At 63.2% G+C, this 15,714-nt stretch carries 18 protein-coding genes and 1 pseudogene; 5 read left to right on the forward strand and 14 right to left on the reverse strand.

The genetic code is table 11. The features are described 5' to 3' along the window. Window positions 1-13: 13 nt before the first annotated feature. Window positions 14-1,117, reverse strand: coding sequence for a copper-containing nitrite reductase (nirK, locus tag CK219_RS27065; protein ID WP_095769671.1), 1,104 nt, complete (start codon window positions 1,115-1,117; stop codon window positions 14-16). Window positions 1,118-1,373: 256 nt separating this feature from the next. Continuing rightward, window positions 1,374-1,820, reverse strand: coding sequence for a pseudoazurin (locus tag CK219_RS27070; protein WP_095769700.1), 447 nt, complete (start codon window positions 1,818-1,820; stop codon window positions 1,374-1,376). A gap of 221 nt (window positions 1,821-2,041) precedes the next feature. Between CK219_RS27070 and CK219_RS27075 the strand changes: the two genes are divergently transcribed. After that, the gene (locus tag CK219_RS27075) at window positions 2,042-2,746 is read left to right on the forward strand and encodes a Crp/Fnr family transcriptional regulator (RefSeq protein WP_095769701.1); all 705 of its coding nucleotides are present in this window, start codon (window positions 2,042-2,044) and stop codon (window positions 2,744-2,746) included. Here the strand turns inward: CK219_RS27075 and CK219_RS27080 are convergent. The 3 genes and pseudogenes from CK219_RS27080 to CK219_RS27090 form a co-directional block, all read right to left on the reverse strand. Continuing rightward, window positions 2,743-2,958 (reverse strand): DUF1858 domain-containing protein, encoded by a 216-nt coding sequence (locus tag CK219_RS27080; protein ID WP_095769672.1) that lies wholly within the window; start codon window positions 2,956-2,958, stop codon window positions 2,743-2,745. The two genes, CK219_RS27075 and CK219_RS27080, sit on opposite strands and share 4 nt — an antisense overlap. 196 nt (window positions 2,959-3,154) lie before the next feature. After that, a pseudogene (locus CK219_RS27085) lies at window positions 3,155-3,494 on the reverse strand (DUF779 domain-containing protein). Between the two features lie 330 nt (window positions 3,495-3,824). Further along, the gene (locus tag CK219_RS27090; RefSeq protein WP_095769673.1) at window positions 3,825-4,472 is read right to left on the reverse strand and encodes a helix-turn-helix domain-containing protein; all 648 of its coding nucleotides are present in this window, start codon (window positions 4,470-4,472) and stop codon (window positions 3,825-3,827) included. Window positions 4,473-5,167: 695 nt separating this feature from the next. Between CK219_RS27090 and CK219_RS32405 the strand changes: the two genes are divergently transcribed. The 4 genes from CK219_RS32405 to CK219_RS32755 are packed head-to-tail and all read left to right on the forward strand — an operon-like array spanning window position 5,168 to window position 6,370. Further along, window positions 5,168-5,506 (forward strand): hypothetical protein, encoded by a 339-nt coding sequence (locus CK219_RS32405; RefSeq protein ID WP_245340634.1) that lies wholly within the window; start codon window positions 5,168-5,170, stop codon window positions 5,504-5,506. Further along, on the forward strand, window positions 5,503-5,643 hold the full coding sequence (locus CK219_RS27100; RefSeq protein ID WP_095769675.1) for a hypothetical protein: 141 nt from the start codon (window positions 5,503-5,505) through the stop codon (window positions 5,641-5,643). Before CK219_RS32405 ends, CK219_RS27100 begins: the two co-directional genes overlap by 4 nt. Continuing rightward, window positions 5,640-6,266 carry an ABC transporter ATP-binding protein gene (locus tag CK219_RS27105; RefSeq protein ID WP_348628352.1) on the forward strand — a complete coding sequence of 209 codons (627 nt, stop codon included), beginning with the start codon at window positions 5,640-5,642 and terminating at the stop codon, window positions 6,264-6,266. Before CK219_RS27100 ends, CK219_RS27105 begins: the two co-directional genes overlap by 4 nt. Continuing rightward, window positions 6,245-6,370 (forward strand): hypothetical protein, encoded by a 126-nt coding sequence (locus CK219_RS32755; protein WP_348628353.1) that lies wholly within the window; start codon window positions 6,245-6,247, stop codon window positions 6,368-6,370. The genes CK219_RS27105 and CK219_RS32755 overlap by 22 nt, the downstream gene beginning before the upstream one ends. Window positions 6,371-7,023: 653 nt before the next feature. Here the strand turns inward: CK219_RS32755 and CK219_RS27115 are convergent. From CK219_RS27115 to CK219_RS27155, 9 genes are all read right to left on the reverse strand, one after another. Further along, on the reverse strand, window positions 7,024-8,109 hold the full coding sequence (locus CK219_RS27115; RefSeq protein ID WP_095769676.1) for a Gfo/Idh/MocA family oxidoreductase: 1,086 nt from the start codon (window positions 8,107-8,109) through the stop codon (window positions 7,024-7,026). Window positions 8,110-8,158: 49 nt separating this feature from the next. Then, on the reverse strand, window positions 8,159-8,923 hold the full coding sequence (locus CK219_RS27120; RefSeq protein WP_095769677.1) for an ATP-binding cassette domain-containing protein: 765 nt from the start codon (window positions 8,921-8,923) through the stop codon (window positions 8,159-8,161). Continuing rightward, window positions 8,920-9,924 carry an ABC transporter permease gene (locus CK219_RS27125; protein WP_095769678.1) on the reverse strand — a complete coding sequence of 335 codons (1,005 nt, stop codon included), beginning with the start codon at window positions 9,922-9,924 and terminating at the stop codon, window positions 8,920-8,922. Before CK219_RS27125 ends, CK219_RS27120 begins: the two co-directional genes overlap by 4 nt. Then, window positions 9,921-10,907, reverse strand: coding sequence for a substrate-binding domain-containing protein (locus CK219_RS27130; RefSeq protein WP_095769679.1), 987 nt, complete (start codon window positions 10,905-10,907; stop codon window positions 9,921-9,923). Before CK219_RS27130 ends, CK219_RS27125 begins: the two co-directional genes overlap by 4 nt. A 381-nt stretch (window positions 10,908-11,288) precedes the next feature. Beyond that, the gene (locus CK219_RS27135) at window positions 11,289-12,272 is read right to left on the reverse strand and encodes an ROK family protein (protein ID WP_095769680.1); all 984 of its coding nucleotides are present in this window, start codon (window positions 12,270-12,272) and stop codon (window positions 11,289-11,291) included. After that, window positions 12,272-12,994 carry a ribulose-phosphate 3-epimerase gene (locus tag CK219_RS27140; RefSeq protein WP_095769681.1) on the reverse strand — a complete coding sequence of 241 codons (723 nt, stop codon included), beginning with the start codon at window positions 12,992-12,994 and terminating at the stop codon, window positions 12,272-12,274. Before CK219_RS27140 ends, CK219_RS27135 begins: the two co-directional genes overlap by 1 nt. Beyond that, window positions 12,991-13,818, reverse strand: a complete 828-nt coding sequence (locus tag CK219_RS27145; protein ID WP_095769682.1) for an alpha/beta hydrolase — start codon at window positions 13,816-13,818, stop codon at window positions 12,991-12,993. Before CK219_RS27145 ends, CK219_RS27140 begins: the two co-directional genes overlap by 4 nt. Next, complete coding sequence (locus tag CK219_RS27150; RefSeq protein ID WP_095769683.1) at window positions 13,818-14,636, reverse strand: sugar phosphate isomerase/epimerase family protein; 819 nt, start codon at window positions 14,634-14,636, stop codon at window positions 13,818-13,820. The genes CK219_RS27145 and CK219_RS27150 overlap by 1 nt, the downstream gene beginning before the upstream one ends. Then, the gene (locus CK219_RS27155) at window positions 14,636-15,712 is read right to left on the reverse strand and encodes a Gfo/Idh/MocA family oxidoreductase (RefSeq protein WP_095769684.1); all 1,077 of its coding nucleotides are present in this window, start codon (window positions 15,710-15,712) and stop codon (window positions 14,636-14,638) included. Before CK219_RS27155 ends, CK219_RS27150 begins: the two co-directional genes overlap by 1 nt. Window positions 15,713-15,714 lie beyond the last annotated feature (2 nt).

Here is a 15,714-nt window from a genome sequence, read left to right on the forward strand (position 1 = left end):
CCGTCTTTCCGGTTCACGAGGCAATCGCCTTGGGAGCCTCGACCTGCATCATCAGATCGTCGTCCCAGGTTCCATCGACGGTGAAATGCGCGGTGGCGCCGAGCTCAACGGCCTCGATCAGGTTGTGATTGATATAGGCGTAGACGCCCGGCTGTCGGAAGGTATAGAGCGCCGCGCCCGCAGAACCGCCGCGAATGAACCAGGTTTCCATATCCTTGGCGGGCGGGTTCGCGAACTTGCCGCCCTCCCAGACGAAGTCGCCATGGCCGCCGATCAGGTGCGGGCGGGTGTCGCGATTGGCCTGCGAATGCACGATCAGCACCGTTTCCCCGACCTTGGCCTTCATCGCGTTTTCGCCGGTCAGCGATCCGGCTTTGCCGTTGAAAACGACATGCGTCGGGATAAGCCCGCGCATCACCTTCGCGGTGTCGTCGTAGTTGTCGCCGGCCGAGTCGTACTGCTTGAATTTCCCCTGCTCGTCGCGCGGGATGTAGAAGTCGTTCTCGCCGACATAGTAGATGCGCTCGTAGCGGACGGGCTTGCCCTTATCGTCCTTCAGGGCGTCACGCGGCAGGACCATCACCGCGCCACTCATTCCCGACACGACATGCCACGGGATCATCGCGCCGCCAGGCGCGCAATGGTAGACGAATGTGCCCGACCTGGTCGCCTTGAAGCGCAGCGTCACCTGCTCGCCGGGGTTGATCAGCGTCAGCGCGCCGCCACCGAGCCCGCCGGTCGCCGCGTGGAAATCAATATTGTGGGCGAGCGTGTTGGAATCGGGATTGATCAGCGTGAGCTCGAGATAGTCGCCCTCATGGACGACCATCAGTGGGCCAGGGATTGAGCCGTTGTAGGTCATGGCGTTGAGCTGCGTGCCGTCCGCGTCGATGACCAGCGGCTTCTCTTCGATCGTCATGGTGAACTCGACGACCTTGGGGCCACCCTTGGCCACCTGGTCGTGAGCGTGCACGAAAGGCGGCGCGACAAGGGTGACCTTTTCGCGGGGCAGCCCCGTCACATCCTTGGCGGCGGCCATTACCGGCCCGGAGCCGATGGTTGCGACGGCGGCGGCAGTAAGAACTGAGCCCAACAAAGCTTCGCGTCTCGTAAGCATTCTTCATCTCCTCGACTTCAACGGTTTCGATAAAGCGAGGATAGTATCTTCGTGCGAAGCGTCTTTGCGTTTGCGCAAATCTGAAACAAATTAATTTTTAAACTTTGGAGGCAGTTGCCGGCGGCCTGTCGCCGCGGCGGGCCACTGCAGCGGCGTGCCAATCGTAAAATGAAAATGGCCGGTCAGACCTCTCCCCAGGTCTGCCCGGCCAGTGCTTCCGGCTCGCCACCGCCGGAGGCAGTCCCCATGCTGTGGATCAGTTCGAAGCGGCCTTGGTTGCTTCGGCGAACAGTTCGGCGAAGACCGGCTTTGCCTTGCCGATTTGCTTGACGGCTTCCGCCGCATCCAGATTGGCCGGCTTGCCGACGACGATCAGGGCTACCATGCCCATACCGTAGTGGGGCGCGCACTTCACACCATAGACACCTTCCTTGGTGAGGGTGACCGTGATCTCCTCGCTCGGCTTGCCCTTGAATGCTTCGGCGCCGTCCGGAATCATGCCCTTGATGATTTCGGCGTTGTGGGTCTTGTCGGTCGGCACGAACTTGATGGTGTCGCCGGGTGCGGCCCGGACGAAGTCGGGCTGGAAGACCATCGCGCCTTTGTCACCCTTGTTTAGCATCTGGACGACATGTTCTTCGGCATTTGCAGCGCCGGCAATTGAGAGCAACGCGATCGCCGCTGCAATAAGAGGCAGTTTCATTGGATAGTCCTTTCTTTCGTTCACCACGGCATCAACCGTTGCGTCCTTGTAGATCGTCGGACGACCCGGCGATTTGCGCTGGCGCAAATTGCAAGAGGAAAGTTCAGCTGACGAAAGAACCGCAGAGATGAGGGAAGCTAGCTTCACTTGTCGGCGACGGGTCGTCCGTGACAAAGTCCGCCATAGACCTGAACGCGGCGCGCTGTTGGAGGGAAGGGCAGTTGGCAAGCCTTGATCGGTCCTTGATTTCCGGGCTGTCCGTCTTCGATGGGATCGCTTTGGCTGACCTCGATCGCATCATCAGCCAGGCGAGATCCATTCGCATCCCTAGGGATCAGCCGGTGTTCGAGCAGGAACAGGAGGCACATTCATTCTTCCTCTTGCTCGACGGCCATGTGCGCGTGGTGAAATCTACTCCGGATGGCCATGAGGTGACCGTGCGTTACATAAGCCCGGGCGAGTTGATGGGCATCGCCAGCGCGTTGGGCCGGACGACCTATCCGGCAAATGCCGTCGCGGCCGCCGATTGCGTAGTGCTTGCCTGGCCGAGCCAACTTTGGCCCACCTTCGCGGCGAGCTTCCCGAGCTTCAGCGCCAATACCTACAAGGTTGTCGGATCCAGGCTCCAGGATGCCCACGCGCGGGTCATCGAGATGTCTACCGAACAGGTGGAGCAGCGCGTCGCGCATGCATTGCTGAAGCTGGTCAAGCAGTCGGGGAAGAAGACCGAGGAAGGAATCCTGATCGATTTTCCGATCTCGCGCCAAGACATCGCGGAGATGACGGGCACGACACTTCACACGGTAAGCCGGCTGCTTTCGGCCTGGGAAGACCAAGGACTGGTGAAAAGCGGGCGCCAAAGAGTCGTCGTGGTCGAGCCTCATCGGCTCGTTGTGGTCGCCGAAGAGCGTGGATCGAAAAGCTAATCCACCTCACCGCTTTTGATCGCTGCCTCAAGGTCGCGGCGAAGTTGGTCCTCGTCCAAATCATGCTCGCGCGCCGCCTCGGAAACGGTGTGAAAGGGAGCGATCGGACAGCCGACGCACAGCATTCCGTGCTGAAGAACGACACGGATTGCCGTCGGCGTCTCGCGCATGACGGCATCCATCGTTGCATCGTCGTTCAGTTTGCGTTTCATGCCGATTGCCCGCGTTAAAGCGCATCGCAATCTTTCAGATTCGCACCATGCGCTTTAGGTTCTTGATTTCGCGCATGTCTTTATCCCGAAACCGGTTCCCACTTTCGGGAGACATGCTTTAGAGAACGGCATCTTGCACCCGGTTGCCTGCATGATCGTTGCGCTGAGACAAAGAGGACCCGGTCTGATGCTTACCTCACGGTTGGATGGCGCAGATCGTCGACCGTGTCAGGAAACGCTTCTCCCGCCCATTATCGAGCGAGAACATACCGCCGCGGCCAGGCACCACGTCGATAACGAGATCGGTATGCTTCCAGGCCTCGAACTGCGATGCGCCAATGTAGAAGGGCGCCTTGGCGATATGGCCGGGCAGCACATCCTGGTCTCTCACGATGAACTCGGTGCGCGGATAGCACATGGGCGAAGAGCCGTCGCTGCAGCCGCCGGGTTGGATGGAACAACACTGGCCCATGCTCGGCTGCAACCTCGGCAATCAGCGCGAGGGCTGCCGGCGTTGCGGTGACCTTGGCTTGCATGGGCTCCGCCATTTCCGCCTCACAGGCGCGGCCCGTTCCGGAGCCGCGCCTGTGAGCTAGAGCGGCTTGAATGCGGTCGGCATGATGGCCAGATAAATCCTCGCCCATGTCTCAGCGCTTTGTTGTGTCTGTGCCAGTTTCTGCTGTCAATCTGCACACCCGTCAATTCGACAGAAGACTGAGAAGCGGTTTAACCCGCTCGTCACCCAGCGATGACCGATAGAGCTTCTTGTTCGCTGGACGGATCGAGAGTCACCGTAGAGGCTATGTCGCGCTCAGTTTGACTGGCCGCGCAGCTCCAGATTGCCTCATAGATTGGCTCAGATGGTCTCATTCGCGCATCGCCAGCAGCGTGTCCCGCTTGAGGATTTCGATGCTGCGAAGGCTGAGCAGACGGATCAAGCCTTTCTCCTTCAGGCGGGTAAAGACTCGCGAGACGGTTTCGATCGTGAGACCGAGATAATCGCCGATGTCGTTTCGCGACATCGCCAGTTCCACTTGCCTCAATCTGCCCTGGCGCTCCGACATCTCCACCAGAAATGCCGCGACGCGCTCGATGGCACTCTGGCGGCCAAGCACCAGGAGATGTTCCTGCGCCCGGGTCAGCACCTTCAAGGCAAGCGGCAGCAACTGGCGGGACATGTCCATGCCCGAGGGGGTACGAACCACCCGCACACCGGTTGCGTTGATCGCTTCGGCGAAGAAGTGGTGAGTGGTGTCGGCCTCGAAGCCGAATGTCTCTCCCGCCAGATGGAACGCGCTGATCTGCCTCCGCCCGTCGGCAAGCAGGCGATAGATGCGAACGGCGCCGAACTCGACCTGGTAGAGAGCGCCCGCCTTTTCGCCCTGGGCATATATCTCGGCGCCTGCCGGGAAGAAGCTGACCGGCTGTACCATCGTTCCTTCGACGACGGGCGAGGGATCCTGCTGTGGCAGATAAGACAGGAGTTCGATCTTGGCGGAAGCTTGAGCGTACATGGCTGTGTCCCGGTGAATCCGTGACAACAGCAATCGCGCAAATCCCGACGCGCCGAAATTCGGTTATGTCCCTACGGGAAATTACGTAGAGCGGAATCCGAAATCATCCGATCGACCCAGATCTCACGGAGCAACCACTTGGTCCGATGTCTTGGGGCCAATGATTAATCTTCTTTTGTGTCGTTTGGTTCGCCAGACCATACGAGACGATACGAAGGATATGGGTTGGCTAACCATCCACTAAACCATTGATTTCCCTCGGGAGTCACACACCCTCCGGGCCTACAATTGTCGTTGTTTATCAATGCTTTATAGGGCGGTTCGCCACGCGACGGCTTGCGCGTCACGAGCCGCACGGTTCAATCCATCCCTTGAAATCGTACGAATAGCGACATGGCCATGGGTGGCCTGCAAGCACTCGCCCCAAATTAGACGTCACACTACACGTGTGTGTCAGCAACCACCTACTGTCCGCTAGGAAAAGTGCTGCTCCAGAAAGACGCGGAACTCTCTTTCGAACTGCTCCTGGAGCAGTGAGGATATTTGCGTGCGGTTGCGCGTCAGATAGACGTGGCTGGGAACGTAGGGGAGGAATGGCTTGATGACGAGCGTGCCGCGCCAGCGCTCGGCCGAGAATTTGTCGACGATGGAACGCCTAGACCCTCTGCTACGAGGGCACAGGCGGAGTCGCTGAAATGTGCGTCGAAACGGGCTTCGACGCGGACTCCCGCATCGTCAAAGCTGCGCTCGACGGCCTGACGGGATCCCTCTTCGCGCCCAAGCTGGATAAAGCTTTCGTCGCGGATGTCGGAGGCCTCGATCGTGTCCTTTTCGCTCAAGGGGTGTCCTGCCGGCAGCACGCAGACGGAAGCGATCTCGAAGATGAGGTCGCAGGTTGTCGCAGGGTCGATTGCCGGCATCGTCATCAGGCCGATATCGAGCTGCCTGCTCGCCGCGAGTTCGGCGATCCGTACAGAAGATGCCGGCATGAGCGCCAGTCGCAGCTTCGGATGGCGCCGCGCGAACGGACATGATGGCCGAGCTCTGCGACCGCCTCGCGGTCCTCGACTTTGGCACCAAGATCGCGGAAGGCCCGCCGGCCGAGGTTCTTAACGATCCCAAGGTCCGCGAGGTCTATCTTGGTCCCGACAAGAAGGCAGCCGCGTCATGAGCCTGCTTTCCGTCGAGCATGTCGACACCGGCTACGGTCCCGTCGCGGTCAATCGCGACGTCTCGCTCGCGGTCGGCCAGAACGGCATCGTCACGATCCTGGGGCCCAACGGGGCCGGCAAGACGACCCTGTTGCGTTCCATCGCCGGTCTGGTGAAGCCGCGGCGCGGCGCGGTGACCTTTGACGGCCGCGACGTCACCGCGCTGCACGCCGATGAAAAGGCCACGCTCGGCATCGTGATGGTGCCCGAGGGTCGCCATGTATTCGCCGACATGAGCGTGCGCGAGAACCTTTTGCTCGGCGCCTATACCCGCAAGGACCGGGATGCGGTCGAGGCCGACATCGCATTGATGGAGAACTATTTTACCATCCTTGCCAAAAAGCGCGGCGCCAGGGCGGGCACGCTCAGCGGCGGCCAGCAGCAGATGCTGGCGATCGCGCGCGGCCTTATGGCCAGACCACGGATCCTGTTGCTCGAGGAACCCTCGCTCGGACTGTCGCCATTGCTGGTGTCGGAGCTGCAGGGCATCATCATCGACGTGCGCGAGAGTTTGGCGCCGCTGTGCTGCTCGTCGAGCAGAACGCCGGACTTGCACTCTCGGTGGCCGAGCAAGGCTATCTGATGAATTCCGGCCGCATCGTGGCGTCTGGCGGCATCGAGCAATTGAAACAGTCGCCGGTCATGCAGGAGCTCTATCTCGGCAAGAGGGCACGGCAGAGTTCGTAATCGCTCGAGCACGACGCGCCTGCGCGAGCAGGGGGCAGTTCGATAGCCTTTCCCAGCGTTCAGATGTCCTCGGCGGCCCCTGGATCGAGGTGCCTCGACCACCACGGCCGAGATGACCGGCATCAGACAAGGGGTCCCCTATGTCCCGATAGGTCTGGTTGGTGCAGCAGGAGGAGGGCGCCGAAACTGGAAAACAACGCTGCAAGGACGAAGGCTGCCGCTGTCATCAGTCGATGCGCACGCCAGCAGAAACAGGGCTCGTCGCGAATTGCCGAGCGCATAGTTCTCGCGCGAGCGGACTTCCGAGGCGCGACGTTCACCACGCCGATAGACTTTGACGGCGCTTTTTTCTTTCTGACCCGTATCGAGGGCCTCGATCTTCCAAATCGGCGGGTCTGTCCCAATGGCAGCTCAACATGGCTTGCTGAGTTGCCTCCTGGCTTGACCAGGCCAGAAAATTGGCCCTGTCAATTCCAGCAGAAATAGCGAGCCTCGTTGGAGTAGGATGCGTCGAGGCGGCCGAGGATCCGGCCGTTCGAATCGAGCATGGGCGCGGCCATGGCAGGCGAAATAATGCTCGCGCCCGTAGAGGGCGACGGCCGCCTTGCCGGCCGCTGCCAGTTCCAAGCGCGTTGGTGCCGTAGCGAGCGATCCTATCTCCCGCCGCTCTCTCTCATCCGTGCGATGATCTCGGCCATCAGCGCAAGGTCGCGTCGTGAGTCCGCCAGGTCGGTGACCGGCTTTGTGCCCTCCATAATGTGGCGGTGGAATGTCTCCAGTTCGTTAGAGAAGGCATCGCCATAGAGCGGTCCGAAGGCCTTCGTCACTGGGCCAAGCGACCCGGCCTCCGTCACCTCCAGGCGGGTCGGCAGGCTGCGGATATAGGGCGTGTCGTAGATGATCCGTACCCGTTTGGTGTTGGAGCGAACCTCGATCATGGCGTCGAACAGGCCGAGATCGTCGACCACCGCGTCATAGAGGCAGGCGAAGTGGCCATAGTCAAAGGTGACGCTGGTATTGGCGCCGCCATTGGTGCGGTGCGCCGCCACCACGCGCCGCGGCTCGCCGATCAAGCCGCGCATGGCCGAGATGTGGTGCGAGGAGAGCGCCGTCAGGCCGCGATAGGCGCGCACGAGGTCGGCCGATGCGTCTTTTCCGACCACCTCGCGGATCAGCGCGTCGCGCTCCTCGGCACCGCGCGAAAGGATCGTAGCGTCGATATCGGCGGGGTAGAGGACGTTCTGGCTTTTCTTGAGAAAATGCCGGCCTTCCGAGATCAGGTCGAAAATGCGCACATGGGTGATGTCTCCGTATGCCGGCAACTCGTCTCGCGCCGCCAGATAAGCCGGCGCGTAGCGGCGCATGTAGCCAACGAAGATCGTCTTTTTATAATCCTTGCTCAGCGCCATCAGCTCGTCGATCTCGCGCACCGTCAGGCAGGCCGGCTTTTCGAGCAGCACATGCTTGTTGGCTGTGATCGCGGCGCGGACGAAGCGGCTGTGCGTGTCGTCCGATGAGAGCACGAAGACCGCGTCGATGTCCGGCGAATTGATCAGCGCCTCGGCGCTTTCATGGGCCTTGGCGGTTGGGTATTGCGAGGTGATGAGTTTCACTAGGCTCGGTGATACGTCATAGGCGCCGGCGATGACCCAGCGGTCGCGCTGGTCGGCCAACACCGGCAGATGGATCGATTGCGCGACCTCTCCAAGACCCACAAGCCCGACACGGATCAGCGCCACGCCAAACTCCTTTGCTAGTTTGTTTCAATCTCCAAGCGCGACGCGGCGTTCACGCCGCGCCGGTCACCATCGCCACGAGCTCGTTGCCGGTGGTTTCGGATGAGCGCACCGTCGCCACCATCTTGCCAGCACGCATCACCCAGATCTGGTCGGAGAGCCGTCGCACCTGATCAAAATTATGGCTGATCAGGATGACGCTGACGCCTTGTTCGCGCAGCTTGCGGATAAGGGCCTCGACATTTGCCGTTTCCTGCACGCCAAGCGCCGCCGTCGGCTCGTCCATAACCACCAGCTTGGCGCCGGACCCAGCCGCGCGGCAGATCGAGATCGCCTGCCTCTGGCCGCCCGAGAGACGCCGGACGCGCTGGGTCACCGACGGAACGTTGATCGACAGCCGCGACAGCATGGCGCGCGCCTGCTCTTTCATCGCCTTGCGGTCGAGCAGGGCGAACGGGCCGATGCGGCGCACGATCTCACGGTTGAGGAAGAGGTTCTGCGCCACAGTCAATTCGTCGATCAGCGCCAGGTTCTGGTGCACGGTCTCGATGCCCGATTTGCGCGCCTCGTCCGGATTGGAGAACGGGTGCTGGCGGCCGTCGAAATAGATCGTGCCGCCATCGGGCACATGCACGCCGACCAGGCAGCGGATGAGCGTCGACTTGCCGGCGCCGTTGTCGCCGATCACCGCGGTGACCTCACCACGCCGGGCTTGAAACCCGACATCGGTGAAGGCGCGGATGCCGCCGAAATGCTTGCTCAGGCCTTGGCAGGCGAGGATCGCCTCGGAAGGCGCGATGTGATTGACGGTGCTCATTTCTGATATCGCATGATCAGGGCCGCCAGGACCACGATCACGCCCACGGCAAGTGGTTGATAGAAGGCCGAGACGCTGAGCAGCGTCAGCCCGTTGACGAGGGCCGTCAGCATCAGCGCGCCGATGGCCGGTCCCAGGATGCTGGCGCGGCCGCCGAACAGGCTGACGCTGCCCAGCACCACCGCCGCCACGGAGTTCAGAAGCAGGCTCGTGTTGATCTGCGGCTCGGCGGAGCCGATGCGCGCCACCAGAAGGATCGACGCGATGCCGGCGCAGAAGCCGGAGATCGTGTAGGCGGCGATCTTGACCCGGTTCGTGCGGATGCCGAGCGCGCTGGCGCTCTCGGCCTGGCCGCCGGTGGCAAGCAGATGCACGCCGAACCGCGTGTGGTAGAGCGCAACATGCGCGACAAGGACGGCCGCGATCGCCACCCACACCGGATAGCCGAACGGGCCGAGATAACCTGACGCGAGCTTGAGCAGGAACGTCGAGCCCACCATGGTCGGCTCGCCGCCAGACAGGATGAGGCCAAGACCAGTGATGCCGGAGAGCGTGCCGAGCGTCACCACGAAATCGGGAATACGCCCGGCAGTGATCAGCACGCCGTTCATCAAGCCTATGGCGCTGGTGGCGAGCACCGCGAGCACGCAGGCGGCGAAGATGCCAAGACCTGCCGCATTGCCCAGGCCGAGGATGACCGCGCCGAGCATGACGGAGGCTGCGAGCGACAGGTCGATGCCGGACGTGGCGACAACGAAGGTCTGGCCGATCGACAGCACCACCAGGATCGCGGCGGCAAGCAGCATCGCCTGCATGTTGGCGACTGTGAGGAAGACTGGCGAGGTGACGCCGAACAGGATGACGAGACCGACCAGGCCGACGACGGATGCCCAGTCGGCCCAGAAGGAAGGATCGATGAGGAGAGCCGCCAGGGAGGGGCGGCTCTCCTCGTGGACGCCCGCCTGTCGAGAGGCGGGCGCGTTGTCGGCTGGAACGCTCACTTCAGCATCTCGCGCAAGGGATCCGGATAGTCGCCGCCTGGACGCGGGAAGTTCTTGAGCGAGGCTTCCGCATTGTCCTTGTTGATGAGGAGCACCGGCGCCGGCACGTTGGCGGGCAGTTCCTTTCCCATGGCGGCAAGCTTGCACGCCTCGACGCCCATCGCGCCAACCACATAGGGGTATTGCGCGACGGTGGCCGTGAGTTCGCCGGCGGCGACTGATTTCAGCGCGTCGACAATGCCGTCGAGGCCGATCACCTTGACGTCCTTGCCAGACGTCTGCACGGCCCGCTCGACGCCGAGCGCCATGATGTCGTTGGCGGCAAAGAAGCCGGCGAGATCCGGATGCGCGGCCAGGATGTCGGTGGCAGCAGTCAGCGCCTTCTCGCGATCCCAGTCGGCGCTCACCATGACCACCACTTCCAGCTTACCCTCGACCGCCTGCTTGAAGCCCTTGATGCGCGCGTTCGAGCCGACGTCGCCGACGATGCCGGCGACCAGCGCCACCTTGGAACCTTTCGGCACCAGCTTTAGCATCTCCTCGCCGGCCAGCGCGCCGGCGGCGACGTTGTCGGTGCCGATATAAGTCGAGACGGCGAAGCCCGCGGCCTTGGCCTGCTCGGCATCGATGGTCGAGTCGATGTTGACGATCGGCTTCTTCTTCTGGGCGACCGGCACCAGCGCCTGCACCAGGTTGGAGACGCTGATCGGATTGACCAGGTAGCAATCATAATCCTGCAGGGCCATGGCCGTCAGCTTGTCGGCCTGCCCCGTCGCATCGCCCATATTGGCGGCAGCCTGCACGGTGACACCGACGCCGTCGGCCTTGGCCTGTTCCTCGATGCCCTTCTGCATGGTCTGGAAGAACGGATTGTCGAGGCCTTTGACGATCGCCGCGACCTTGGCGTCTTCGGCGTGCGCGGGCACGGCAAGCGTCGTAGCAAGCAGGCCAGCGCCGAGCGCCAGGCAATTGAACATGCGCATATATCTTCCTCCTCCGGATTTTTGATTGTCGGCTCGTTGTTCTGCGAACGGCATGGCTGACGAAACGCACGCGAGCCCGGGGCTTGCGTTGGAAAGACAAGCTGGTGCGCGCGCAAGGCGCCCGGTTCGGGTTTCTTTCATATCAGGCGTTGCTCCTCCCAGAGCGCTGATGATATCACATCAGCGTTATCGCATGTTTGGAAATAATTTTACGTACGTCAAGAATTAAAATGGAATACCGTGTATTTTTATGGGCTAAGATATGGGGAGGCTCCCTTCGATGATCTCTGCCGACCAAACGATTTGCGTACCCTGCGCAACTTAAGCTTCGGCCACGGCTTGCCCCGGGGCACGCCGAGCTTCTGCCGGCGCGCTCTGGGTTTAGTCGTTCTGCACCATGGCCAACGCCGTGCCCGGCTCGCCTTCCCACAGGATCAGGCTTGCCGCGCCGACCAGCCCGGCGCGGTCGCCAAGCTCGGCCGGCACGATCGGCACGTCGCGATAGGCCTGCATGGCCCGCTCCTCGATCGTTGCCCTGATCCTCGGCGCCAGCAGGTCGAAGCCATTGGCCAGTCCGCCGCCCATGACGATCACCTCGGGCGAATAAAGATGCAGAAGATTGGTGAAGCCGACGCCGAGCCATCGCGCCTCGGCCTCGACCAATTCGCGGGCGCTGGCATCGCCGGCCCGAGCGGCTTCGACGACATGCCGGGCGGAGACATCGCCGTCATTGGAAACACGTCTCAGCACCGATCCGTCGCCAGGCGCGGTGAGCTGCGTCGCCCGGCGCCCGAGAGCGGTGCCCGAAGCGACAGCCTCGAAGCAGCCGACATTGCCGCAGAAGCAGCGATCGCCTTCTCCGGTGATCGTCATGTGGCCGATCTCGGCCGCCAAGCCGCGCCTGCCGTGATAGATGTGGCCGTCAGCGATCACGCCGCCGCCGATGCCGGTCGACACGGTGACGAAGACCAGCGAGCCGGCGCCTCGGCCGGCGCCGAAGCGCCATTCGCCGAGCGCTGCCGCATTGGCATCGTTCTCCAACCGCACCGGCAGCCCGAACTGCCGGCTCAAAATGTCGATCATCGGCACGTTGTGCCAGCCGGAGAGCGTCGGCGGTCCGATGACGATCCCTGCCTTGGGATCGAGCGGACCAGGCGCGCAGGCGCCGATGCCGATCACTTTGGCCTGCGGGTGGTCGTCCAGCAGTTTGTCGGCGAGCGCGATGATCCGGCCGATGACCGCCTCCGATCCCGCATCAGTCATCGTCGGTTCCGAGACGCGCGCCACAACCTCGCCGCCGCGCCCGATCAGCGCGCCGCGCAGCTCGGTGCCACCTAGATCGAAGGCAAGCGCAAGCGTGCTCATCAGGCGGCGGCCTTCAGCCCGTGCAACCAGGCCATGAGCTGCGCGAGGTCGGGGTCGCCGAAGGCAAGCGAGCCGAGCACCACCGTTTCGGCGCCGGCGGCGCGCAGCAGCGGCACCGTCTCATGGCGGATGCCGCCATCGGCTGCCAAAATGATGTCGGCCTCGCGGCCGGCTTTTCGCATCAGCGCGCGCGCCTCGATCAGGCGTGGGCAGGCTTTTTCGGACAGGCTCTGCCCCTTGACGCCGATCGAGGTGCCGAGCAGCGTCACAAAGCCGACGTCAGGCAGGAACGGCGCGATCGCGGAGATCGGCGTTTCTAGCCGCAGCACCACGCCCGCCTCGGCGCCGAGCTCATGCGCCAGCTTGACCGCGCGCAACCCGGCCTCGCCGTTTTCGGCGTGGATGGTGACAAGGTCGGCGCCGGCCTCGATGAACTGGCGGGTCTGTGCCTCGACGATATCCGCCTCGACCATCAAATGCACGTGGATCGGTTTGGCCGTCAGCTTGGCGATGCGCGCCACCAGATCCGGGAAGAACAGGAAGCCGGGCGTGAAGCGGGCGTCCGCCACGTCGATGTGGTGCAGGTCGGCATGGGCTTCGATCCGCTTCAGGTCGCGCTCCATGTTGGCGAGATCCGCCGACCACAGCGAGAATTCGCCGATGAGCCGGTTGCGCGGCAGGCCGGCTATGGCCGCGGGTCCGGAGAGAGGTTTGGCGATCATGACGGAATGAGGCTCCGGGCTTTCGAGTGGGAATGAAGGAACGAGCTGATCTGCTCGTGCAGTTCGGCGAAATGCTTCGCGCTGTCGCGCGCCTTGGGCGTGACCTCGGCAAAGGTCGAGTTGGGTATCGCGGCAGCCAGTGCACAGGCGGTCGACAATGGGTGCACGGCATCGATTTCGTTGCCGATGACCAGCGCCGGAACGTCGAGCGCAGCAGCGTCGTGTTCGGCAACGCCGGGTCCGTCGGCGGCGATGTTAGCCAGCACTCGTGCGAAGGCTTTGGCGCCAGGCCGGTCGAAATAGCCGAGCAGCGAGGCGAGATTGTCGGGCGCCTCGCGATTGAGCCGTGCAGCGGTTTCCGATTGCGCGAAGATCGCTCTCGCTTTCTCCGGGCCGTGGACCAGGATGAGCTCGGCGACCTCGACGATCGGCTGCATGTTCTGCGGCGCTGGCGAGAACGTCCATGCCGGCCGCACCAGGATGAGGCCAGTGACGCGCTCCGGATGGCGGCAGGCGAGGCGCAGCGCGATTCCCGCACCCATTGAAACGCCGCCAGCAACGAAGCGGTGGAGGCCGGCCCGGTCGGCTGCGGCAAGCACGTCGTCGGCGAACATTTCGAACGAGAACGGCCGCCCTTCACCGAGGTTGGAGCCGCCATGGCCGCGGCATTCCAGCGTGATGCGGCGGAAGCCGGTGGGGAAAGTCTGCGCGACCTGCGCCTCGCCGCCGCCGAGCCCGTGCTGGAACACCACCGCCGGGCCTTCGCCCGTGTCGGTGCCCAGCAGCGTCGCGCCGTCGCGAAGAAGCGCCATCCGCCCCGCCATCACACCAACTCCTTGAGGAAACGCGCTACCCCAGGTGCTTCCTCGGCTGATAGCCCGTGTGTCACCAGCGGCCCGTCGAAGCCTGTGGCCTTCAGGCGAGCGATGAAATCGGCGAAGTCGACCACGCCCCGTCCAGCCGTGGCAAAGCGGCCATCGGCGAAGCGGTCCTTGGCATGCGCCAGAGAGACATGGCCCGCCGCGCGCTCGACCGCTTCGGCAACGATGGCGCGCGCCTTGTCCGGATTGGCCTGTTCGAACAGATTGGCAGGGTCGAGCACGATGCGCAGGCGCTTCGAGCCCATCTCGCCGATCAGCCGCATGGCGTCGTCGGCCGAGGTGACGATGTTGGCCTGCTCCGGCTCGATGCCGAGATCGACGCCATGGCGCTCGGCGAGCTGCAGCGCCCTTTCCATTTCGTGCGCCATGTCGGCCCAAGCCGATGGATCGGCATTGTTTGGGTGGTACGCCCACTGGTCCTCGGTGTTGCGCGTTCCGGTGCTGAGCGTGACAAGCGGGATCGAAAGCCTGGCCGCGGTTTCGATGACGACCGCCAGCCGTCGCAGTCCATCCTCGCGCCCCCGGCTGTCCGGATGCGCCATGTTGTATGTGCCGGAGAGAGCGACGAGACCGATCCCGGTCGCCTTGGCAGCGGCACCGATGGCGTCGATTGCCGCGTCCGGAACCGCGTCGGGCATCGACGGCAGGCCGGCGCAGGCGAGGTTGAACTGAGTGACCGCGAAGCCCGCATCTCGGACTGCGGCAAGCACGCCGGTCGGCTCGCTGCCCGGGAAAGTCTTGGCGAACACCCCGACCTGCATCAGACCGCTCCCGTCACATTGGCGAGCTCGACGCGTTCGCCGCTCTCGACCGAGCGGGCGATCGCCACCATGGCGCGGATGGAAGCGACCCCATCCTCGACCGTGGCGCCGCGCTGCGGGGCGCCGTTGAGGACTGTATCGGCGAGACCTTCCAATTGGCGACGGAAGAAATGGCCGTCGGCGCCGAGCGGCTTGCGCGATGTGGCGTCCTTCTCGTGGAAGATGTCGACCTCGCTGGCGCGGAAATACCAAGGATTGAAAGTCTTCGCGATCACCGAGCCGTTCTGGCCATAGAGCTGAAACCCCTCGTGCCAGTCCATCCGCACGGCGACGGTAAGGTCGAGATGGCCAAGCGCGCCATTGGCGAACTCGGTCTCGACGAACCAGCAATAGGCGCCGAAGCGCTCGTTGAGGCGGGCGCGAACGGCGGTGATCTCTCCGCATAGGAAGCGCGCCGTGTCGACGAGATGCGAGCCATGCGCCAGCATGAAATACTGCCGCAGGTCCGCCTTCGGATTGCCGCCCGGCTTCCTCGCCAGCTTGCTGGTGACGGGCAGTGGCTGCACGGCGTCGGTGTTGGTGTAGCGATGGGTGGAATCGCAATACCAGGCCTTGAGCGCCAGGATCTCGCCCATCTCGTCGCGCACGAAATCGCGCGCCGCTTCCAGCGCCGGGTCGAAGCGTTTCATGTGCCCGACCTGCAGCACCTTGCCCGAGCGCTTGACCGCTTCGGCAAGCTTCTCGCCTTCCTCGACTGACACGCCGATCGGCTTCTCGCACAGCACATGCTTGCCGGCTTCCAGCGCCTTGGTCGACATCGGCACGTGATAGGCGTCCGACGTGGCGACAATCACCGCCTCGAGCTCTGGATCGGCGAGCATCTCGTCATAGTCGCCATACATCTTCCGCGGCTCGTAGGTGGCGCCCATGCGCGCCAACAGATCGGGCGCCGCATCGCAGATCGCGTAGAGGTCGGCGTTGCTTGCCTTTAGGCAGGATTCCAGATGCGCGAATTGCGCGATCGGCCCGCAGCCGAGCACACCGACACGAAGGCGACGGTCTTTCTTGACGATCATGG

This window comes from Mesorhizobium sp. WSM4313 (assembly GCF_002294725.1).
In the GTDB taxonomy this organism is placed as follows: Bacteria; Pseudomonadota; Alphaproteobacteria; order Rhizobiales; family Rhizobiaceae; genus Mesorhizobium.